The sequence below is a fragment of the Oceanimonas sp. MB9 genome, from assembly GCF_011319775.1.
In the GTDB taxonomy this organism is placed as follows: Bacteria; Pseudomonadota; Gammaproteobacteria; order Enterobacterales; family Aeromonadaceae; genus Oceanimonas; species Oceanimonas doudoroffii.
In genome coordinates this window covers 681,274-700,145 of record NZ_VFBE01000005.1, presented here as the reverse complement: position 1 = coordinate 700,145, position 18,872 = coordinate 681,274, and the positions used below count along the sequence as shown (strand labels likewise).

Genomic DNA, 18,872 nt, shown 5'->3' with positions numbered 1-18,872 from the left:
TCTCCTGCAAAGCGAAAAAAAGGCAGCACTCAGGCTGCCTTGATAATGAGTGAACCGCCTTAGTCGCCCCTCGGCTCCGACATCAGCCCCTTGATCAGGGCCACGCAGGAGATCAGCAGCACTATGGTAAAGGGAAAACCGGTAGACACCGACATGGCCTGCAGGCCGGCCAGGCCACCGCCCAACATCAGGGCGATGGCCACCAGGCCCTCAAAGGTGCACCAGAATACCCGCTGAGGCTTGGGCGCATTGACCTTGCCACCGGCGGCGATGGTGTCGATCACCAGGGAGCCGGAATCGGATGAGGTTACAAAGAACACCACCACCAGCACGATGCCGATAAAGGAGGTAATGGCGGTCAGCGGCAGATCCTCCAGCATCACAAACAGCTGCAACGGCAGATCGGCGTCGGCCACCGCCTGATAGCCTTCGCTTACCAGCTGGTGAATGGCGGTACCGCCAAAGGCGCTGAACCACAGCATGCAGGCGGTGGTGGGCACCAGCAGCACCGCCACCAAAAACTCGCGCACGCTGCGGCCGCGAGAAACCCGGGCGATAAACATGCCGACAAAGGGTGACCAGGAGATCCACCAGGCCCAGTAGAAGGAGGTCCAGCCCTGGGAATAATTGGCGTCTTCACGACCAAAGGGCATGGACAGCGCCGGGAAATACTCAAAATAGGAGACGATGTTGGAGAAGAAACCACTGAAGATCATCAGGGTCGGTCCCACGATGATCACGAACACCAGCAGCAGCGCCGCCAGTGTCATATTGATCTCCGACAGTCGTTTCACCCCGGCATCCAGACCGGCCAGCACCGATACCAGGGCCACCGCGGTGATCAGAATCACCAGGACCACCTGGGTGGTGGTGGTATCGGGAATACCGAACAAAAAGTTCAGCCCGGCAGAGGCCTGAGCAGCGCCATACCCCAACGACGTGGCCAGACCAAACAGGGTGGCCACCACCGCCAGAATGTCAATCACATGGCCCGGCCAGCCCCATACCCGCTCGCCCAGCAGCGGATAGAGCACAGAGCGCATGGTCAGCGGCAGGCCCTTGTTAAAGGAGAAAATGGCCAGCCCCAGCGCCAGCACCGCATAGATGGCCCAGGGGTGCAGCGCCCAGTGATACAGGGTGGCGGCCATACCCAGCCGAGTGGCCTCGGCGGCGTCACCGGCGGCGGCCCCCAGCGGCGCCCAGTCGGTGCGCACGCCGTTTTCCACCGTGGTGCCGGCCATGGAGGTACTGAAATGGGAGAGCGGCTCGGAAACGCCAAAGAACATCAGGCCAATGCCCATGCCGGCGGCAAACAACATGGAAAACCAGCCCAGGTAGGTGAAGTCGGGCGTGGCCTGGGTGCCACCAATACGCACTCGGCCCAGAGGAGAGAGGATCAGTCCCAGGCACACCAGCACAAAGATATTGCCGGCACTCAGAAAAAACCAGTCCAGGGTGGAGGTCAGCCAGCCGCGCAGGCTGCTGAACATGGGACCCACCTGATTTTGAAACGCCAGGGTGAGAAAGACAAAGGCCACAATGGCCAGTCCGGAAATGAGAAAGACCCGGTTGTGAATGTCGAGTCCGAATGGCCCTATCTGCAGGGCAATGTTGTCCTGCCCTATTTGATAATCCGTATCAATGGGATTGGCCTTGCCCTCGGGGGCGATAACATCGTGGTTATCCTGTTCTGCCATGAAAGTACTTCCTTTATAAAGGGAATATGTTGTTTTCAACCTGCAAATGGTAGCACAGGCAGGGAGGCAAATGGGATTCATCAAGCACACTCGGGCAGGAATTGAACAGGGTAAAAATCAACCCCGGCGGGCTGCTTCGACCTCGTGACTTCGCCAGAATGAATGACCATCACGCCGGCAGAAAGCCATAAAAAAAACCCCTGGCTGCAGGCAAGCCAGGGGAAATACAACAGATAGGGCAGTCAGGGTAAAAACCGATACAACTTACTGCTTGATGGCGATACCAATGTTCTTGGTTTGCACATAGTTGAGCAGGGCCTCACGTCCTTTTTCACGACCATACCCGGACTTGCCATAGCCACCAAACGGGGTTTCCACACCGCCGGCATACCATTCATTGACAAAAATCTGCCCAGCCCTCAGGTCACGAGCCACCCTCATGGCCCGATTCACATCGGCGGAGTAGACGCCGCCGACCAGGCCATAATCGGTCCCGTTGGCAAGGGCAATGGCTTCTTCTTCGGTGCTGAACTTCAATACCGCCACCACGGGGCCAAATACCTCATCCCGGGCAATTTCCATGTCGGGGGTGACCTCGGCCACCACGGTCGGGGCCAGGAAATATCCGGCCTGCTCGAGCCGTTGGCCACCCGCGGCAATGCGGGCTCCCTGGTCCTCGGCACGCGTGCACATGGCCTCGGCCTTGTCGCGCTGCTGCCGGGAGATCATGGCGCCCATGTTGGGGCCAAACTCCGAAAAGCGGCGGCCTTCGCCCACAGTCAGCCGGCTTGCCATGTCGGCTACCCGAGTGACCACCTGGTCATAGACCGACTCATGCACGATAAGGCGGGACATGGCGGAGCAGACCTGACCGGCATTGAAGAAGATGCCCCAGCGCACGTCTTCTACCAGGGCGTCAATATTCGCGTCATCAAACACCAGGGCCGCCGATTTGCCGCCCAGCTCCAGCACGCAGGGCACTACGTTTCTGGCGGCCGCCTCGGCAATGGCGATGCCGGTCGGCACCGAGCCGGTGAACACCAGCTGATTGATATCGGGGTGTGCCGACAGGGCCGCCCCCGCTTCTTTGCCATAGCCGCACAAAATATTCAGGGCGCCGGCCGGCAGACCCACATGCTCTGCGGCCCGGGCAATGTAGCCCACCGACAGCGGATCCAGCTCCGGGGTCTTGACCACACAGGTATTGCCCGTGGCCAGTGCCGCCGATACCGAGCGGGCCGTCATCTCCAGGGGATAATTCCACGGAATAATATGCGCGGTCACGCCATAGGGCTCATATACGGTAAAGTCGTAATACTGCCCGCCGAGGGGAATGGATCGCCCCTCCATGGTCTCGGCCTGATTACCGTAATATTCGAAATAGCGGGCGGCACTTTCGACTTCCAGTTTCGCTTCCCAGTAGGGTTTGCCTGCATCCAGGCACAGCACTTGCGCGATTTCGTCGAGGTTATCCAGCAGGTACTGACCCATGCGCTGCACCAGCCTACCCCGCTCCACCGGCACCATGTGCCGGAATTCCCCCTGCTGATGGCAACGCTTTGCCGCCTGCACGGCCAGATCCACGTCTTCGGCAGATGCGCAGGCCTGAGTGGCAATCACTTGGTCGGTGCCGGGATCGGATACCGGTACCGGGCTTGCCTGACCGTCAACCCAGGCTCCATCGACAAAGTTAAGCCAGTGCTCGCGGGGCAGTGTCCATTGTTCAGTCATTGATAGCTTCCCTTACCCAGTTATGAATGGCGACCAGTGAGTGCTCTGACATCACGCCTTCTTCCGGATCGACCACCAGCGGGCCGCCCCGATAACCCCGGCTGTTGAGGCCGCGTTGTACCGACTCAACCAGTACCAGGTCCTCCGCGACCGTAGTGTCGTGATCCTGCTTGGCCAGCTGACGAATCACATCCGACTCTTCCCCATCTATGGTGTACCAGCCGCGATAGACCAGTACCTTGTCAACGGCAACCGGCCGCCAGTGATAGGTGTTCAGCACGTTGCCGGGATAAACCTGGAACGAAAAGCCGGGCCACAGGAACCAGGACTTGTAGCGGGTGGCATAGGCATTCGAGGTCGGATCAACCGGATAGGTCATTCTCTCAAGGTTCTGACACTCGGTAGTATGCTGCAGGGTATGGCCCACATGCTTGACGTTGTAAGTCTCGGGCTTTATGACGCCATCGACAAAGGTCTTGTGATTGGCCCCGCAGTGGTAACACTCGGAGTAGTTCTCTACAGAGACTTTCCAGTTACAGTTTTCAAAGATTTCAACAAACTCAAGGGGTTTGAGTTCGTCGATATGGGGCACGTACTCACGCAGCTCGTCACGAACGCCCGGAAACACCTCATCCATCGGCTTGGCGTTCGGGTCCAGGTTCACGAAGATAAAACCGCAAAAGATTTCAGTGCTCACCTGGGGCAGGCAAATCTTGCCCTTGTCCAGCCCCCTGACCGAGTCCAGGTTGGGACCATTGCGCAGTTGTCCGGTGAGATCATAGCCCCAGGTGTGGTAAGGGCATACCAGCATGCGCGTGTTGCCCGACTCGTTCTGTACTATCTCGTGGCCTCGATGCTGGCACACATTGTAGAAGGTGCGAATGTCGCCCTTGCGGTCACGCACACAGAACAGGCTTTCTCCGGCAATCTCCAGGCGAAAGTAATCACCCTTGTTAGGAATTTGTGATATGTGCCCCGCAAACTGCCAGGTAGTCGCCAGCAGTGTCTGCTTTTCTTTTTCATAAATGGCAGGATCGTTGTAGTACTTGGGCTCGAGAGCAAAGATCAAGCTGTCGTGATTACTCATCGCTAATATCTCACCTAAAAATAAGCACTTAAGTCATTACTGACTAGGTTTCACCGCATACATGCCCTTCTGCATCCATGCACGATCACGAAGATACGTCAGCGCCATCAATAAAAAAATTTATTTTTAGCTAACAGTTCATTTACTTTTATTAACCAATATCATCACACGAACAGCGAGGGCCTCGAAGACATGCTCTGGCCGCAACGAAGCCTGTGCCTTCCCCCTTCAAGCAAGGCCTTGACCCAATAAAAACTGCCAGCCGGGTTAGCCCCGGCTGGCAGTTTCATAAACAACGGTTTTTACGGTGAGTCTCTAACGCTGGCGGCTCAGCTGGGCAGGTATTCCCTTCCCCAGAACTCGCCGGCAATGCGGGCCGCCAGCATGTCATCTATCTGCTCCGCGCTGTACCCCAGCCCCGCCAGTATGGCGCGAGTGGAGTGGCCAAACTGCTCGGTTGGGGTGAGCGCAACCAACGGCGCCTCGGCAGGCCGAATCGAGTAATGATCGATCTGGGTGACCTTGTGGCCGCTGGGGTGGTTATCGTAAACCGAAAAGGCGTAGCTGCCCCTGTCGGTACCTACCCGGCCGTCGGCCTGACGGCTGTATGCTTCACGCAGCTCTTCAATGCTGAGCGGCCTGGCGGCGGCGATATCGGCCTCGTGCAGCACCTTGACCCAGTAATCGGCACTGGCCGCGCGAAACGCCTCGGTGAGGAACAGGCCAAGGTCCGTTGCCTTCTCGATGCCTGCCAGTCCTTCGACCGCGGCCAGCTTATCAAGCTCGCTCCAGCCGGCATCCAGGTATACCCAGCCGTCACTGGCCTGGTAGAAGTGGGACAAGGGGTGATTCCCCAGCGCTTGCCGGCCGGACGCTTCATCAAAGGGCGCCCGCCCCTGATAGTCAAAGGCAAACGAGACCTGGGCTAAGTTGGTGATGGCCGACAGCGAGGTTCTGGCGCGAGAAACGGCCCCGGTTTTCAGCTTGTGATAAAGCGCAACCGCCATGCCCAGGCCGCCGGCAAAACCACAGTTCACATCCAGGGTGCCCAGGTGGGCATGCTCTTCCGGCGTTTCCGGGCCACCGAAACGGCTCATGATGCCGCTGTTGGCCTGAATGATGTCGTCATAGCCGATATAGTCGGTCTTGGGGCCGCGCCTTGGGCCCCCCAGGCAGTCGAGGCGGCAGAACAGCACACCCGGATTGATCGCCTGCAGGCTGTCATGATCCAGCCCCAGGGGGCGCATTTGCCGCTCCGGGGCATTGATGACCACCATGTCCACGGAACGCACCAGCCGGTTAAACACTTCCCGGCCTTCAGGGGTGGTGATATCCACCAGGGCACTCTTTTTGCCCATGCCGGTCTGAAAGCTGAACAGGGTGCCGATCAGCGGATCATAAAACGGGGTCACCGGGTCCAGCTTGATCACCTCGGCGCCAAAGCGTCCGAGAAAGGCGGTGGAGTGAGGACCGGCAATCACGTTGGTCAGATCCAGCACCTTCAGGCCATCCAGCCAGCCTGATTGCCGAGCCGGCGCTATCTCCGCACCCTGAGGACGGGTAATCACCTCCCGCTGCGCCACCGAAGTCAGCTCGGCGAGCGCCTGCTCAAAGTTGACATTGGCCCTCGGACGGGGAGACAGCATCTGCTCGGCACACTCTTCCAGCCAGGCGATGGGGCCGGGTTGTTTCATCAACCCGAACTCCGGATCCTGCACCTCCACAATCAACCCGGCGGCGTTGGTATGCTCGTCATTGACCCACTCCTGCGTGGTTCTGTGGGGAGCGCCGGGAATCTGGCCTTCTCCAAAGATACGCCCCCACTCGGTCGAGGTTTTGGTCAGAAAGACATTCTTCATGCGGGCGGAAATAATATCGGCCCACTTTTTAGGCAGGGGATAGACACCGATGGAGGTTTCACCGCTCCACTCGGCAATGGGCAGGAACAGGTCCTCTACATCCGGCAAGCCATCGGCGACCAGCTGCTCATAGAGTCCCAGCGCCTTCAGGCAGCGCTTGGCGTGATGACGGTGGGACGGGCATACCACATAAAACATGCGGCCATCGGCACACTCGTAAGTGCGGTAAAAGGGATCCAGGTATTCCTGCAGATCCTCATAGCTCACGTCCATGGGCCGGTTGGCTGCCCGGCGACGCTCAATCTCCTCTTCCCGCATGGTCTTGTAGCGCTCGGGCATGCCTTCAATCACGATGGAGTTGTAGGACAGGCCCTCCATCAGTGCGGCAGCAATGGGCACCTCAATGGCATCGCCACGGCCGGAGTTTTCCCGGGCCAGCAGGGCCATGACCACCGAGCTGGCGGCCAGGGTGGTGGCATAGGCCGATCCCAGAGGCAAGGGGGAGAAACTGGGATTCAGCCCCATAAGTACCCGGTTGAACCCCATGTCGGTAAAGGCACCCGAGGTGGCGGCCACCACGGCCTCGGTGGCTTTCCATTCGCGGCGCAGTTGATCATTGCTGGCAAATCCCGGCAGCGACAGGGTAACCAACTCCGGACGCGCGGCCCGCAATTGCCCAAAGTCGATACCCAGCCTTTTCATGACGCCGGGCCGAAAGCTTTCAATAACCACGTCGGCCTGCTCAATCAATGCCAGTGCCCGCGTTACTTCGGAGGCTTGTTTCAGATCCAGGCGAAGGCAGCTTTTGTTGCGATTGAGAATGGCATTGGCCGGATGATCCCATTGCGGGCCGGCGGGCGGGTCGATATGCACCACGGTCGCACCGAGATCCGCCAGTATCATGGCCACTGCCGGACCGGCAATCTGCTGACCAAAATCCACAACACGGACACCCGACAACGGCAATGAATGAGTTTGTTTCATGTTTATCTATCCTTGTGATTCAACTTGCCTTGAACCCTACCGCTCATTGGCCTCGCCAATGCAACTGAGTCGGCACCGGTGAACTGAAATAAGTTATGCCTGCTTGGCAAGGGGATACTAGATTTGGGGCAACACCGAAAACCAGCAATAAAAAAAAGGCCTGAGCCCTCATTTTATTTATTGCTCGTGTTTAATAGCCCGTGTCGTTGCAGGTATCGCCACAAAACCCGGCGACAGAGGCAATCCCATCAACCCCAGGCCGGCAAAGGCTTTCAGCAGTAACTGAGGCGCCCAACACTCGGCACCACGGTGAGGCAGCCACGGGGGCCGGCAAGGCCAAGCCATAAATTATCTATGGTCTGAGACGTTTTTTTTATTGCTTTCCATGGCTCGGCGACTGAACAACAATCGCTGAGTCACCAGGATTGCAAGTGTCGGTGAATATATGCCGGCCTTGATGAATGGACGTCGCCCCCTGTTATTCACAGCGAACCATGAATTTCAGCGAACACAAATGAGAGGACTTCATTTTGGAAAAGGGTAAAGGATTATTGGAACATGAACATTCCGTGATGGTGCTGGGCTCGGCCTTGTTGGTGCTCTCGGTAGTATTATTTACCTCCATCAACCCCGAACTGGCCAATGCCATTTATAGCACCGCCAAGGACTTTATTGCCGAAGAGCTGGCCTGGTATTACATCGGGTTAATCAGCTTCACCTTGTTTTTCTCCATCTGGATCATCTTCAGCCGTTACGGAAAAATAAGGCTCGGTAAAGATAGCGACAGGCCGGAGTTCAGCAACTTTTCCTGGTTTGCCATGCTGTTTGGTGCCGGCATTGGTATCGGCATTTTGTTCTGGAGCATTGCCGAACCGATTAATCACTTTCAAGGCAATCCGTTTATTGCGAAAAGCGATAACATGACGACCGCCGCGGCCCAGGTTGCCATGCGTATCTCTATTTTTCACTGGGGCCTGCATGGCTGGGGATTGTTTGCGGTGATGGGGCTGATCCTGGCCTATTTCTCCTATCGCAAAGGGCTGCCGCTGTCTATCCGCTCCAGCCTTTATCCGGTATTTGGTGAACGCATCTATGGTCCCATTGGGCACCTGGCCGATCTACTGGCCGTTTTCGGTACCGTATTTGGCATTGCCACCTCGCTGGGGCTGGGGGCACAGCAAATCAACGCGGGCTTGCAGTACCTGACCGGCATTGACGTATCAAGTGCCAACCAGGCGGTGCTGATCGCCATTATTTCAATCATTGCCACCGTGTCGGCCCTTACCGGGGTTCAAAAAGGCATTCGTATTCTCAGCGAGCTGAATATGCACCTGACGGTACTGATCCTGGTGCTGTTTATTGTGTTCGGCCCAACCGCCTATCTGCTGGGCGCCTTTTTTACCAACATGGGCGACTACCTGGTGCACGCGGTGGAATTGGGGTTCTGGGTTAATCCGAACCCCGAGGATCCCTGGCAGGGCTGGTGGACCCTGTTTTACTGGGGCTGGTGGATTGCCTGGTCTCCCTTCGTTGGCATTTTCATTGCCCGCATCTCCAGGGGACGGACCATTCGGGAATTTGTGCTGGGCGTGTTGATTGCGCCCACCGTGCTCGGCGCCTTCTGGATCACCATGTTTGGCAACACCGCCATTTTTATGGAGCTGTTCGGTAATGGTGGTGTGGTGAACGCCGTCAACGAAGACATCACCATGGCCCTGTTCAAGACCATAGAGTTTCTGGAGCTGGGTCAGGCGCTGACGCTGCTGCTGGCGGTGGTCTGCACCATCATGCTGGTCACCTATTTCGTGACGTCTGCAGACTCGGCCACGCTGGTGATCTGCACCCTGGTAGCAATGGGGCAGGAACACCCGCCGGCCCGTTACCGCGTGTTCTGGGGGGCGGCCATTGGTGGCGTGTCTGCCGTGCTGCTGTTTGCCGGCGGGCTGACGGCACTGCAAACCGCCTCAGTGGTGGCCGCCCTGCCCTTTTCGGGCGTGATCATCATGGCCATCTATGGCTTGTGCAAGGCACTCAAGGCCGAAACCGACACGCAGGCCCGTCCATCGGATCAGGCATTGCAGGCCGACACCATAAAAGTGCCCAAGGGGGTTTGAGCACTACGGGAATGAGCGCGGGCCGAGTGGCCCGTGCCCAAAAACCATCCACACTCATCATGCAAACCATGGTTTAACAGGAACGGAGTTTTCCATGTCAACACAGGTCATTCTTCCGCGCATCATGCAGGTTGGCGAAGGCGCCAGCCATGAGCTTCCCGATGTACTGAACAGCCTCGGCTGTTGCCGGCCCCTGATCATCACCGACAAAATGATGGTAGAGCTCGGCTATGCCGGCCGCATTCAGGCGTCGTTGTCCCAACAGGGCATCGCTTCTCATGTGTTTTCCGACACCGTGCCCGAGCCCACCGTCGGTTCGATTCAGGCCGGGGTCAGTGAGGTGCAGGCGGGCAATTATGATTGCATCATCGCCCTGGGCGGGGGCAGCCCCATCGACAGCGCCAAGGCCATTTCCATTCTGGGCAAGCACGGTGGCCACATGCGGGACTATAAATTCCCCCGGGTGGTCATTGAAGCCGGACTGCCGATCATCGCCGTGCCCACCACCGCCGGCACCGGCTCGGAAGTGACCCGCTTTACCATTATCACCGATGAAGATACCGACGAAAAAATGCTGTGCGTGGGCATTGGCTTTATGCCGGTCGCGGCCCTGGTGGATTACACCCTGACCCTGAGCCTGCCGCCGCGGATCACCGCCGATACCGGCATTGATGCCTTGACCCACGCCATTGAGGCTTACGTCAGCAAAAAGGCCAGCCCCTACAGCGACAGCCAGGCGCTGTCGGCCATGCGCCTGCTGGGCCCCAACCTGCGCCGGGCCTATCACAATGGCAATGACAAGGCGGCCCGCGAGGCGATGATGCTGGGCTCCACCCTGGCCGGCGTGGCCTTTTCCAATGCCTCGGTGGCCCTGGTTCATGGCATGAGCCGCCCCATTGGCGCCGCCTTTCATGTGCCCCACGGCCTGTCCAATGCCATGCTGCTGCCCAGCGTCACCCGGTTCTCGATTCCCGCCGCCCCGGCCCGTTATGCCGAGTGCGCCCGGGCCATGGGCGTGGCCAACGTCAACGACAGTGACGAGCAGGCCAACAACATGTTGTTGCAGGAACTCTACGCCCTGAATGAAGAACTGCAGGTGCCGACGCTGGCCGAGTATGGCATTGCACAGCACGCCTTTTTTGACCTCATGCCCACCATGGCCGAGCAGGCGCTGGCATCCGGCTCACCCAACAACAACCCAAGGGTGCCGGGCGTTGGCGAGATCGTCGAGATCTACCGCCAGCTCTGGTAGTTGACACATCGCCCGGGCAATAACTCCACCCCTTATTCATAACAACGAGGAAAATGACATGACCACCATAGGACATCTCATCAACGGCCAGCTGGTCACCGAAAACACACGCAGCCAGAACGTATTCAATCCCGCCACCGGGGAGATCGGCAAGCAGCTTGATCTCGCCTCCACCAAAACGGTAGAGCAGGCCATCTCTGCGGCGCAACACGCCTTTCCCGCCTGGCGCAATACACCACCGCTGAAGCGGGCGCGGGTCATGTTCCGCTTCAAGGAGTTGCTGGAGCAGCACGCCGATGAGATCTGCCGGTTGATCGGCGAGGAGCATGGCAAGATTGCCCATGACGCCATGGGTGAGCTGCAGCGGGGCATAGAAAACGTGGAGTATGCCTGTGGCGCCCCCGAGCTGCTCAAGGGTGAACACAGCAGGAATGTGGGCCCCGGCATCGACTCCTGGAGCGAGTTTCAGCCTCTGGGGGTGGTGGCGGGCATTACGCCGTTCAACTTTCCGGTCATGGTGCCGTTGTGGATGTTTCCCATGGCCATCGTGTGCGGCAACTGTTTCGTGCTCAAGCCGTCCGAACGGGATCCGTCATCCACCCTGTATATTGCCCAGCTGCTGCAGGAAGCCGGCCTGCCCGCCGGCGTGATGAACGTGGTCAACGGCGACAAGGAGGCCGTCGACGCCCTGCTGCACGACGACCGGGTCAAGGCGGTCAGCTTTGTCGGATCCACCCCCATCGCCGAGTACATCTACCGTACCGCCAGCGCCAACGGCAAGCGCTGCCAGGCCCTGGGTGGCGCCAAGAATCACGCCATTGTGATGCCGGATGCCGACATGGACAACGCGGTCAATCAGCTGCTGGGGGCGGCCTTTGGCTCTTCCGGCGAACGCTGCATGGCCTTGTCGGTGGCGGTGGCCGTGGGCGATGCCGCCGGAGACGCACTGGTGAGCAAAATGACGCAAGCCATGCAAAAGCTCAAGGTGGGCCCCAGCACCGACAGCGGTAATGACTTCGGGCCGGTGATCACCCGCCAGCACCAGGAAAAGGTGATCGGCTACATCAACAGCGCCGAACAACAGGGGGCCACCATCGTCGTGGACGGACGCCAGCCGAAGGTGCCCAACCATGAAAATGGCTTTTTCGTGGGCGGCACCCTGATCGATCACGTCACCCCCGAGATGACCAGCTACCAGGAAGAGATCTTCGGGCCTGTGCTGCAGGTGGTACGGGTCGCCACCATGCAGGATGCCATGGATTTGATCGATGCCCATGAATACGGCAATGGCACCTGCATATTTACCCGCGACGGCGAGGCGGCCCGCTACTTCTCCGATAACATTCAGGTGGGCATGGTGGGCATCAATATTCCCCTGCCGGTACCGGTGGCCTATCACAGCTTTGGCGGCTGGAAGCGCTCCCTGTTCGGTGATTTGCATGCCTATGGTCCCGATGCCGTTCGCTTTTATACCAAACGCAAAACGGTCACTCAGCGCTGGCCGTCCGCAGGCGTACGTGAAGGGGCCGAGTTCTCCATGCCGACCATGAAGTAACGCCTTGCAACGGGATTAACCAAACAATTTGAGCCGCATCTCCTTTGGGACATGCGGCTCTTTATTTTTACGGTTATCGCCCCGAGGATAGGAAGGACGACGCCGATGGCACATGAACGGCGCCGCCAAAAGCAAGGTCGCTTGGCACACCATAATGGCTTTAAATGAAGCCTGGTCAGGGAAAGACACCATGAAGAAACGGCTTCCGCCACTCAACTGGCTTCGCTCCTTTGAAGCCGCCGCCCGCCACCTGAGTTTCACCCATGCCGCCAGTGAACTGAACCTGACCCAGGCCGCGGTCAGTCAGCAGGTCAAGGGCCTGGAGTCCCAACTGGGTACCTCCCTGTTTAAACGCCTGCCCCGAGGCCTGGAGCTGACGGATGCCGGACTGGCCTATTTACCGGCCATTCATGAGGCCATTCAACGGCTTTCCGTGGCCACCGATGAAATTTTTGGCCAGGGCCGCACCCATCAGCTAACGCTCAGGGTGAATCTGGTGTTTCTGACCTCCTGGCTGGCGCCTCGCCTTGCCCGCTTCAGGGCGCGACACCCCGAGATAGGACTGCGCTTCACCAGTAACATCTGGGTAGGGGAAACGGACAAGGAAGCGGACATGGAAATCCGCTATGGAAAAGGCACCTGGCCCGGCCTGACGTCTGACCGGCTGACGCAAGACGAATTGTTTCCGGTCTGCAGCCCGAGCCTGGTGGAGGGGGCCTCGTCCCTGGCGTCCCTTGAGGCGCTGGCGCGCTACCCGCTGCTGCATGTTATCGGTTATGAAGAAGGCTGGGGCTACTGGCTGAATCAGACCGGCCATGGCCACGTGGACACTCCCAACGGGCTGCAGTTCGACACCCTGATTTCGGCCATGGAAATGGCCGCCCAGGGGCTGGGATTTGCCCTGGGCAGAAGCTCACTGGTGGAAGGCATGATAGCCAGTGGCCGGCTGATTGCTCCCTTCAGCCAAAAGGTAAAAACCTCGGAGGCCTTTCACCTGGTTTACCCCATGGATCAGTATATTCACCCCCATGCCGAGATCTTCCGCTCATGGATACTGGAAGAAGCCGCAGACCACGAACGGGAGCACCCGTCACCCGCCGCCACCCCGGCTTGACGGGTTCACGCTAACCTTCGTTGCCCTTGCTCAGACATTCCCCCGCCTTCGGCTCCTGGTGCGGTTCTTGCGGCTCATGATCCCTGAAGATGTTTTCGATGGGCGTTTCACAAAAGTCATCGTTTCGAGGGTCAATATCCGAGATAACATGAACGTCCGGACTGGTAGACACGAAGTGCTCCTGTCCTTCCAGGGGAATGGGTGGCTGACGGTACTGGCGATACAGGGTATACACCGCCATGAACACCAGGGTCAGGGACAGGGTATGAAACAAGGCTTCGGGACCGTACGACTCCATTAGCAAGGAGACAAAGAAAGGCCCCAGCACGCTGCCAAATGCATAGCTCAGCATCAGCCCCGAGCTGGCGGTAATCACCTGGGATCGATCCACTATGTCATGGGTAATCGCCACCGCGATGGGATAAATGGTTGAGCCCAGTCCCATGCACACGCAGATGGCCGCCAACCTCAGCAGGAAGCTTTCATTCGCCAGGAAGGCGTTGGCAAGGCAAGCCACCACCGTCAGCAGGGTGACGATCAGCAACACATAACTTCGCTGCAGCCGATCGCAAATCCAGCCAACCGGCCAGGCCGTCAGCATGGCGGCCAGGATGGCGCCAAACATGTATAGGGCAATCTCGTCATTGCCGAGCCCGGACAAGCTGGCGAACAGGGGCACCAGGCCAAAGAAGGTGCCCAGAAAAATCCCCACGATAAAAGAGGCCACCATGCCCAGTGGTGCGGTATGGAATAGCGCCCACAAAGACATTCTGCTTTGCACCTCAACCAGTTCCGGTGAGTGCATTCTCGACAGGGACAACGGAATAATTGCGGCCATGATCAAAATGGCAGACACCGACAGCAGCAGGTTGTCTGCAGGCTCGCCAAGACCCAGCAGCAGCTGCCCGGCGGCCGAGGAACAGTACACCGCGACCTGATAGAGGGAAAAAATCTTGGCGCGATTGGCATTGGATGCCACCGCACTAAACCAGCTTTCAATCACAATATAGAGGGAGGCTATCGACAGCCCACCCACCACCCTGAGTCCACCCCAGAGCAACAGGCTGTCTGATACCGAATAGAGCAATGCCGACATGGCCGCCAAAGATGCAAAGACGGAAAAGGCCCTGATATGCCCTACCCGCTTGATAACCTTCTCGGCATAGCAAGAGCCAATCACGAACCCCGCCGAATAGCACACCATGACCAGGCCGATACTGGAGGAGCTCGCCCCCAGGGCACTGAAGCGAAGGCCAAGCAGGGTAACGAGAAAGGCATTACCCACGAGCAGGAGGACAAGGCTGGCAAACAGTGCCAGCAGGGAAATAAAGATCAGCCTCATTTGCATCAAACGTCCATGTCGTCGTCATTCACACATAACCGCATTAACCCTTGCTAATGCGACATATAGAATCTGCGGGACAATAATCAGCACACTCCCGGCGCCCTGCTTACTCCCAAAAGCATGGGCCTTGCCTGATGGCAAGGCCCATGGGATTATTTACCACAGTTAACGTTACATGTTAACTACAGGTTTACCTTGTTCCAGAATCCGGGTTTTGATGTCGTCGGAAACCGCCGCAACCGTGGCCTGACGACCGGCATGACTGGTGTGAGCCCGGTGCCCAGCTTCACTGATGTTATGCAGGAAATGCATGTGCTTCTGAAACTGACTCAGCACGTCGGCAATCACGCTGTCCTGGCTCCAGCCCATGATGCTGTAGCCCTTGCCACCTTCGGCCAGGTGCACCTCTGCCCGGTAATAGGTGCTGGCTGACGTGCCTTCCATCGCCACCGGCGTGGCGTGCTCGACCAGGTGAACTTCATAGCGGAAGTCATAATCGCTGCCGTTGCGAATAACGATCCTGGCAAAGCCGTCCCGGCCCTCAACCGATGCCTGCAGCTCACGATCGGCCGAGTAGGCATTGATCTCCTCGACGACCATGTTCAGTGCGCTGGTCACAGTACCGTTCAGGTAACCCTCGGCCTCTTTGGCATTGGGAAAGGTGGTCATGTTCTGCAGCTGGGTACGCCAGTTGGGCGCGTGCCCCTGGGGCAGGTAGGCGGTAAAGGAGAACGCTTCCTGCTTGTGATAATCCACAATCAGCACCTTGAACAGGCCGTAGATGGCAAACATCAGAATAATGCTGACCGGCAGTGCGGACACAATCGTCATGGTTTGCAGGGCACTGAGGCCGCCGGCATAAAGCAGCACAAAGGCAACAACACCTATGGTTGACGTCCAGAACACCCGCATCCAGTTAGGCGGATTGTCGGCACCATTACAGCTGAGGATGTTAATCACCAGCGAACCCGAATCCGCCGAGGTGACAAAAAAGATCACGATAAGGCAGACGGCGATCGACTGGGTCAGGGTGCTGAACGGCAGCTGCTCCAGGAAGACAAACAGGGCGACGGACACATCATTGGTCACCTGTTGCCCCAGCTGGGTCAGGCCACTGTCCAGGATCAGGCTGATGGCGTTGTTGCCAAAAATGGACATCCACAGCGCAACAAAACAGGTGGGAACCAGCAGCACCCCCAGCACAAACTCTCGAATGGTGCGTCCGCGGGAAATTCTGGCGATAAACATGCCCACAAAGGGACACCAGGCAAACCACCAGGCCCAGTAGAATACGGTCCAGCCGCCAATCCAGCTGGTTTCTTCGTAGGCATAGAGGTTAAAGGTCTTGCCCATCAGGCTGTTGAAATACTCGCCCAGATTCTGCACAAACATATTCATCACCGGCACCGTGTTGCCGGCAAACAGCACAAAAAGCATCAATATCACGGCAATCGTCATATTGATGTTGGAAAGAATTTTTATGCCTTTGTTCAGGCCGGACACGACCGATAGGGTAGCCAGCAGGGTCACCAGCATGATCAATACCGACTGCACGGTCAGCGAGGCCGGTATTGCCGGCACCAGATGATTGATGCCGGCATTGATTTGAATGGCACCAAATCCCATGGAGGTCGCCACCCCAAACAGGGTGCCGCAGATGGCAAAGATATCGACAACATCGCCAATGCGGCCATAAATTCGTTCCCCGATCAACGGATACAGCACGGAGCGAACCATAAGGGGCAGCCCGTGCCGATAGCAATAAACCGACAGGATCAGCGCGATGATCACATAGATGGCCCAGGCGTGAAATCCCCAATGAAAAATGGTGATATTCAGTGCCTCTTTGGCGGCTTCCCGCGTGCCCCCCTCCATGACCGGCGGATTCAGAAAGTGCATTACCGGCTCCGCCACCCCATAGAAGACCAGGGCAATTCCCAGGCCCGCCGAAAACAACATGGCAAACCAGGTGGGGCGGCTGTATTCGGGCTTGGCATGATCCGGCCCCAGCTTGATATCCCCATAGCGTGACAAGGCAAGGTAGATACAGATGAGGAAAATGAAGCCCCCCATCAGTATGTAATACCAACTGCCAAAGTCCGTTATTCCCTTTTGGACCGCATTAAAGGTTTGACTGGCCACATTCGGCCAGAACAATGAGAAAAACACGATCAGGCTGGCAATCACGGCGGAGCCGTAAAATACCACGGCGTTTAATCCGGGCTGAAACTCTTTACTGTTACTTTGCATATAAAGCTCGACTGTAGTGAGTCCGAACATACGGGCAATGATGAGCGCTTCACCAGGCTTCAGGCCTGATAAAGCCCGAAGCCTGCCATCGCAGGCTTCGGCATCATCACCGGCAATGCGGTTTATTTATGCTTCAACAAAACAGGTTTATTTCCCTGAGCTATTTTTCCCTTCACAGGCTCATCCCTGAGTCCCTTGATAACAGAATAAGAGGCAACCAGCAGTACAATGGCAAAGGGAAGCCCGGTGGACACCGTCATGGCCTGCAGCGCACTCATTCCGCCGCCCAGAATCAGTGCCACCACCACCACACCCGAGCTCATGCACCAGAATACCTTCTGGGGGGTCGGCGTTTCCATCTTACCGCCGGCCGCCATGGAATCCAGTACCAGGGCGCCAGAGTCTGCCGAGGTAATAAAGAAGATCACAATCAACATCATGGTGATGAAAGAGGTGATTTCGGCCAGTGGCAAGCGGTCAAGCATTACAAACAGCTTGAGGGGCAGGTCGGCTTCCTTCAATGCGGTGTAGCCGCCATTGAAATACATATCCAGTCCCAATCCACCAAACACACTGAACCACAAAATGCAGACCGATGAGGGTATCAGCAGCACGGCAATCATAAATTCGCGCACCGTCCGTCCTCGGGAAATACGGGCGATAAACATGCCAACAAAGGGACTCCAGGCAACCCACCAGGCCCAGTAAAAGGCACTCCAGCCCGCCGCGAAATTCTGATCGCTCCGGCCAAAAGGATTGGACAGCTCGGGCAGAAAACCCAGATAGGCGATGAAAGAGTCACCAACGCCACCTATTATCTGCAAGGTGGGTCCCACCATCACTACCAGCAGCAGCAAAATGGCGGCCAGTATCATATTGATTTCAGATAGCTTCTTGATGCCAGCCTTGATTCCCAGCAATACCGAGACCAGGGCGCCTCCGGTGATCAGTATGGCAATGATGATCTGGGCCAGATCTCCATCGGGCAGGCCGAACAGGTAGTTCAGGCCGGAAGCGGTCTGTGCCGAGCCAAAGGACAGGGTGGGCGCAATACCAAAGATCGTCGCCACGATGGCCAGCACATCAATCACATGCCCGGGCCAGCCCCAGATACGCTCACCCAAAATCGGGTAAAACATGGAGCGCATGGTCAGCGGCAGGCCTTTGTTAAAGGCGAACAGCGCCAGGGCCAGGGCCATAAAGGCATAAATACCCCAGGCGTGCAGGGCCCAGTGATATGCCGACGCCGCCATGCCCACACTGCCCGATGCGACGACATCTCCCGGAGTGCCTCCCAGCGGACTCCAGTCTGATCTGATGCCCTGTTCATTGACCACTGCCCCACCGTAGGAATCAAGGGCATGGGTCAGGGGCTCGGACACACCGAAGAAAATAAGACTGGTTCCCATTCCCGCCGCAAACAGCATCGAAAACCAACCCAGGTAACTATAATCCGGTTTTGCATCCGTCCCGCCCAGCCTGACACTGCCCAGCCGAGTCACGGTCACCAGAATACAGACGAGCAAAAAGATATTGGCGGCCATAATAAAGAAGCCACTCAATTCAACCGTCAACCAGTCTCTCATGGTGACAAAAATAACTTCGGCAAGATCCTGAAATACGATAGAAAAGAACGCTATCGACAATACGATAATACCGGCGACAATAAATACTCGGTTGTGTACATCAAAGGAAATGGGGCCAATGCTTGATTTTATATTATCCTGGCCAAGTTCATAGTCTGTTTCAATACTGTTTACATGGCCATCGGGCGAGATCACTTTCTCTTTGTCAGTCATTTCAAAGACTCCTTCATACTTAAAGCAAGTATTCCGAATAATCTTGATAAGGCGATTCATGCCTGAGCTGGCATGAATCGCCATG

General features: G+C 57.3%; 11 protein-coding genes. 4 read left to right on the top strand and 7 right to left on the bottom strand.

All coding sequences use genetic code 11. The features are described from left to right. Positions 1–59: 59 nt before the first annotated feature. The 4 genes from OJHNALOF_RS06505 to OJHNALOF_RS06490 form a co-directional block, all read right to left on the bottom strand. Complete coding sequence (locus tag OJHNALOF_RS06505; RefSeq protein ID WP_094199895.1) at positions 60–1,697, bottom strand: BCCT family transporter; 1,638 nt, start codon at positions 1,695–1,697, stop codon at positions 60–62. A 264-nt stretch (positions 1,698–1,961) separates the two neighbouring features. Further along, entirely contained in the window at positions 1,962–3,428 is a 1,467-nt protein-coding gene (locus OJHNALOF_RS06500; protein WP_206063577.1) for an aldehyde dehydrogenase family protein, read from the bottom strand. Then, positions 3,421–4,515 carry an aromatic ring-hydroxylating dioxygenase subunit alpha gene (locus OJHNALOF_RS06495; RefSeq protein WP_165661532.1) on the bottom strand — a complete coding sequence of 365 codons (1,095 nt, stop codon included), beginning with the start codon at positions 4,513–4,515 and terminating at the stop codon, positions 3,421–3,423. The genes OJHNALOF_RS06500 and OJHNALOF_RS06495 overlap by 8 nt, the downstream gene beginning before the upstream one ends. Positions 4,516–4,844: 329 nt before the next feature. Next, complete coding sequence (locus tag OJHNALOF_RS06490) at positions 4,845–7,358, bottom strand: CoA transferase (RefSeq protein ID WP_165661531.1); 2,514 nt, start codon at positions 7,356–7,358, stop codon at positions 4,845–4,847. Positions 7,359–7,909: 551 nt separating this feature from the next. Between OJHNALOF_RS06490 and OJHNALOF_RS06485 the strand changes: the two genes are divergently transcribed. The 4 genes from OJHNALOF_RS06485 to gcvA all read left to right on the top strand — a co-directional run bounded on the left by OJHNALOF_RS06485 (position 7,910) and on the right by gcvA (position 13,393). Beyond that, positions 7,910–9,472 carry a BCCT family transporter gene (locus OJHNALOF_RS06485; RefSeq protein WP_206063576.1) on the top strand — a complete coding sequence of 521 codons (1,563 nt, stop codon included), beginning with the start codon at positions 7,910–7,912 and terminating at the stop codon, positions 9,470–9,472. Between the two features lie 94 nt (positions 9,473–9,566). Beyond that, positions 9,567–10,724 (top strand): iron-containing alcohol dehydrogenase, encoded by a 1,158-nt coding sequence (locus OJHNALOF_RS06480; protein WP_165661530.1) that lies wholly within the window; start codon positions 9,567–9,569, stop codon positions 10,722–10,724. 58 nt (positions 10,725–10,782) lie between these two features. After that, complete coding sequence (locus OJHNALOF_RS06475; protein ID WP_165661529.1) at positions 10,783–12,279, top strand: CoA-acylating methylmalonate-semialdehyde dehydrogenase; 1,497 nt, start codon at positions 10,783–10,785, stop codon at positions 12,277–12,279. A 190-nt stretch (positions 12,280–12,469) separates the two neighbouring features. Then, positions 12,470–13,393 carry a transcriptional regulator GcvA gene (gene gcvA / locus OJHNALOF_RS06470; protein WP_165661528.1) on the top strand — a complete coding sequence of 308 codons (924 nt, stop codon included), beginning with the start codon at positions 12,470–12,472 and terminating at the stop codon, positions 13,391–13,393. Positions 13,394–13,403: 10 nt separating this feature from the next. Here the strand turns inward: gcvA and OJHNALOF_RS06465 are convergent, their stop codons facing one another. The 3 genes from OJHNALOF_RS06465 to OJHNALOF_RS06455 all read right to left on the bottom strand — a co-directional run bounded on the left by OJHNALOF_RS06465 (position 13,404) and on the right by OJHNALOF_RS06455 (position 18,871). Beyond that, positions 13,404–14,741 carry an MFS transporter gene (locus tag OJHNALOF_RS06465; RefSeq protein ID WP_165661527.1) on the bottom strand — a complete coding sequence of 446 codons (1,338 nt, stop codon included), beginning with the start codon at positions 14,739–14,741 and terminating at the stop codon, positions 13,404–13,406. A 168-nt stretch (positions 14,742–14,909) separates the two neighbouring features. Further along, positions 14,910–16,988, bottom strand: a complete 2,079-nt coding sequence (locus tag OJHNALOF_RS06460) for a BCCT family transporter (RefSeq protein WP_165661526.1) — start codon at positions 16,986–16,988, stop codon at positions 14,910–14,912. Between the two features lie 122 nt (positions 16,989–17,110). Further along, positions 17,111–18,871, bottom strand: a complete 1,761-nt coding sequence (locus OJHNALOF_RS06455) for a BCCT family transporter (RefSeq protein WP_240919646.1) — start codon at positions 18,869–18,871, stop codon at positions 17,111–17,113. Position 18,872: the final 1 nt, after the last annotated feature.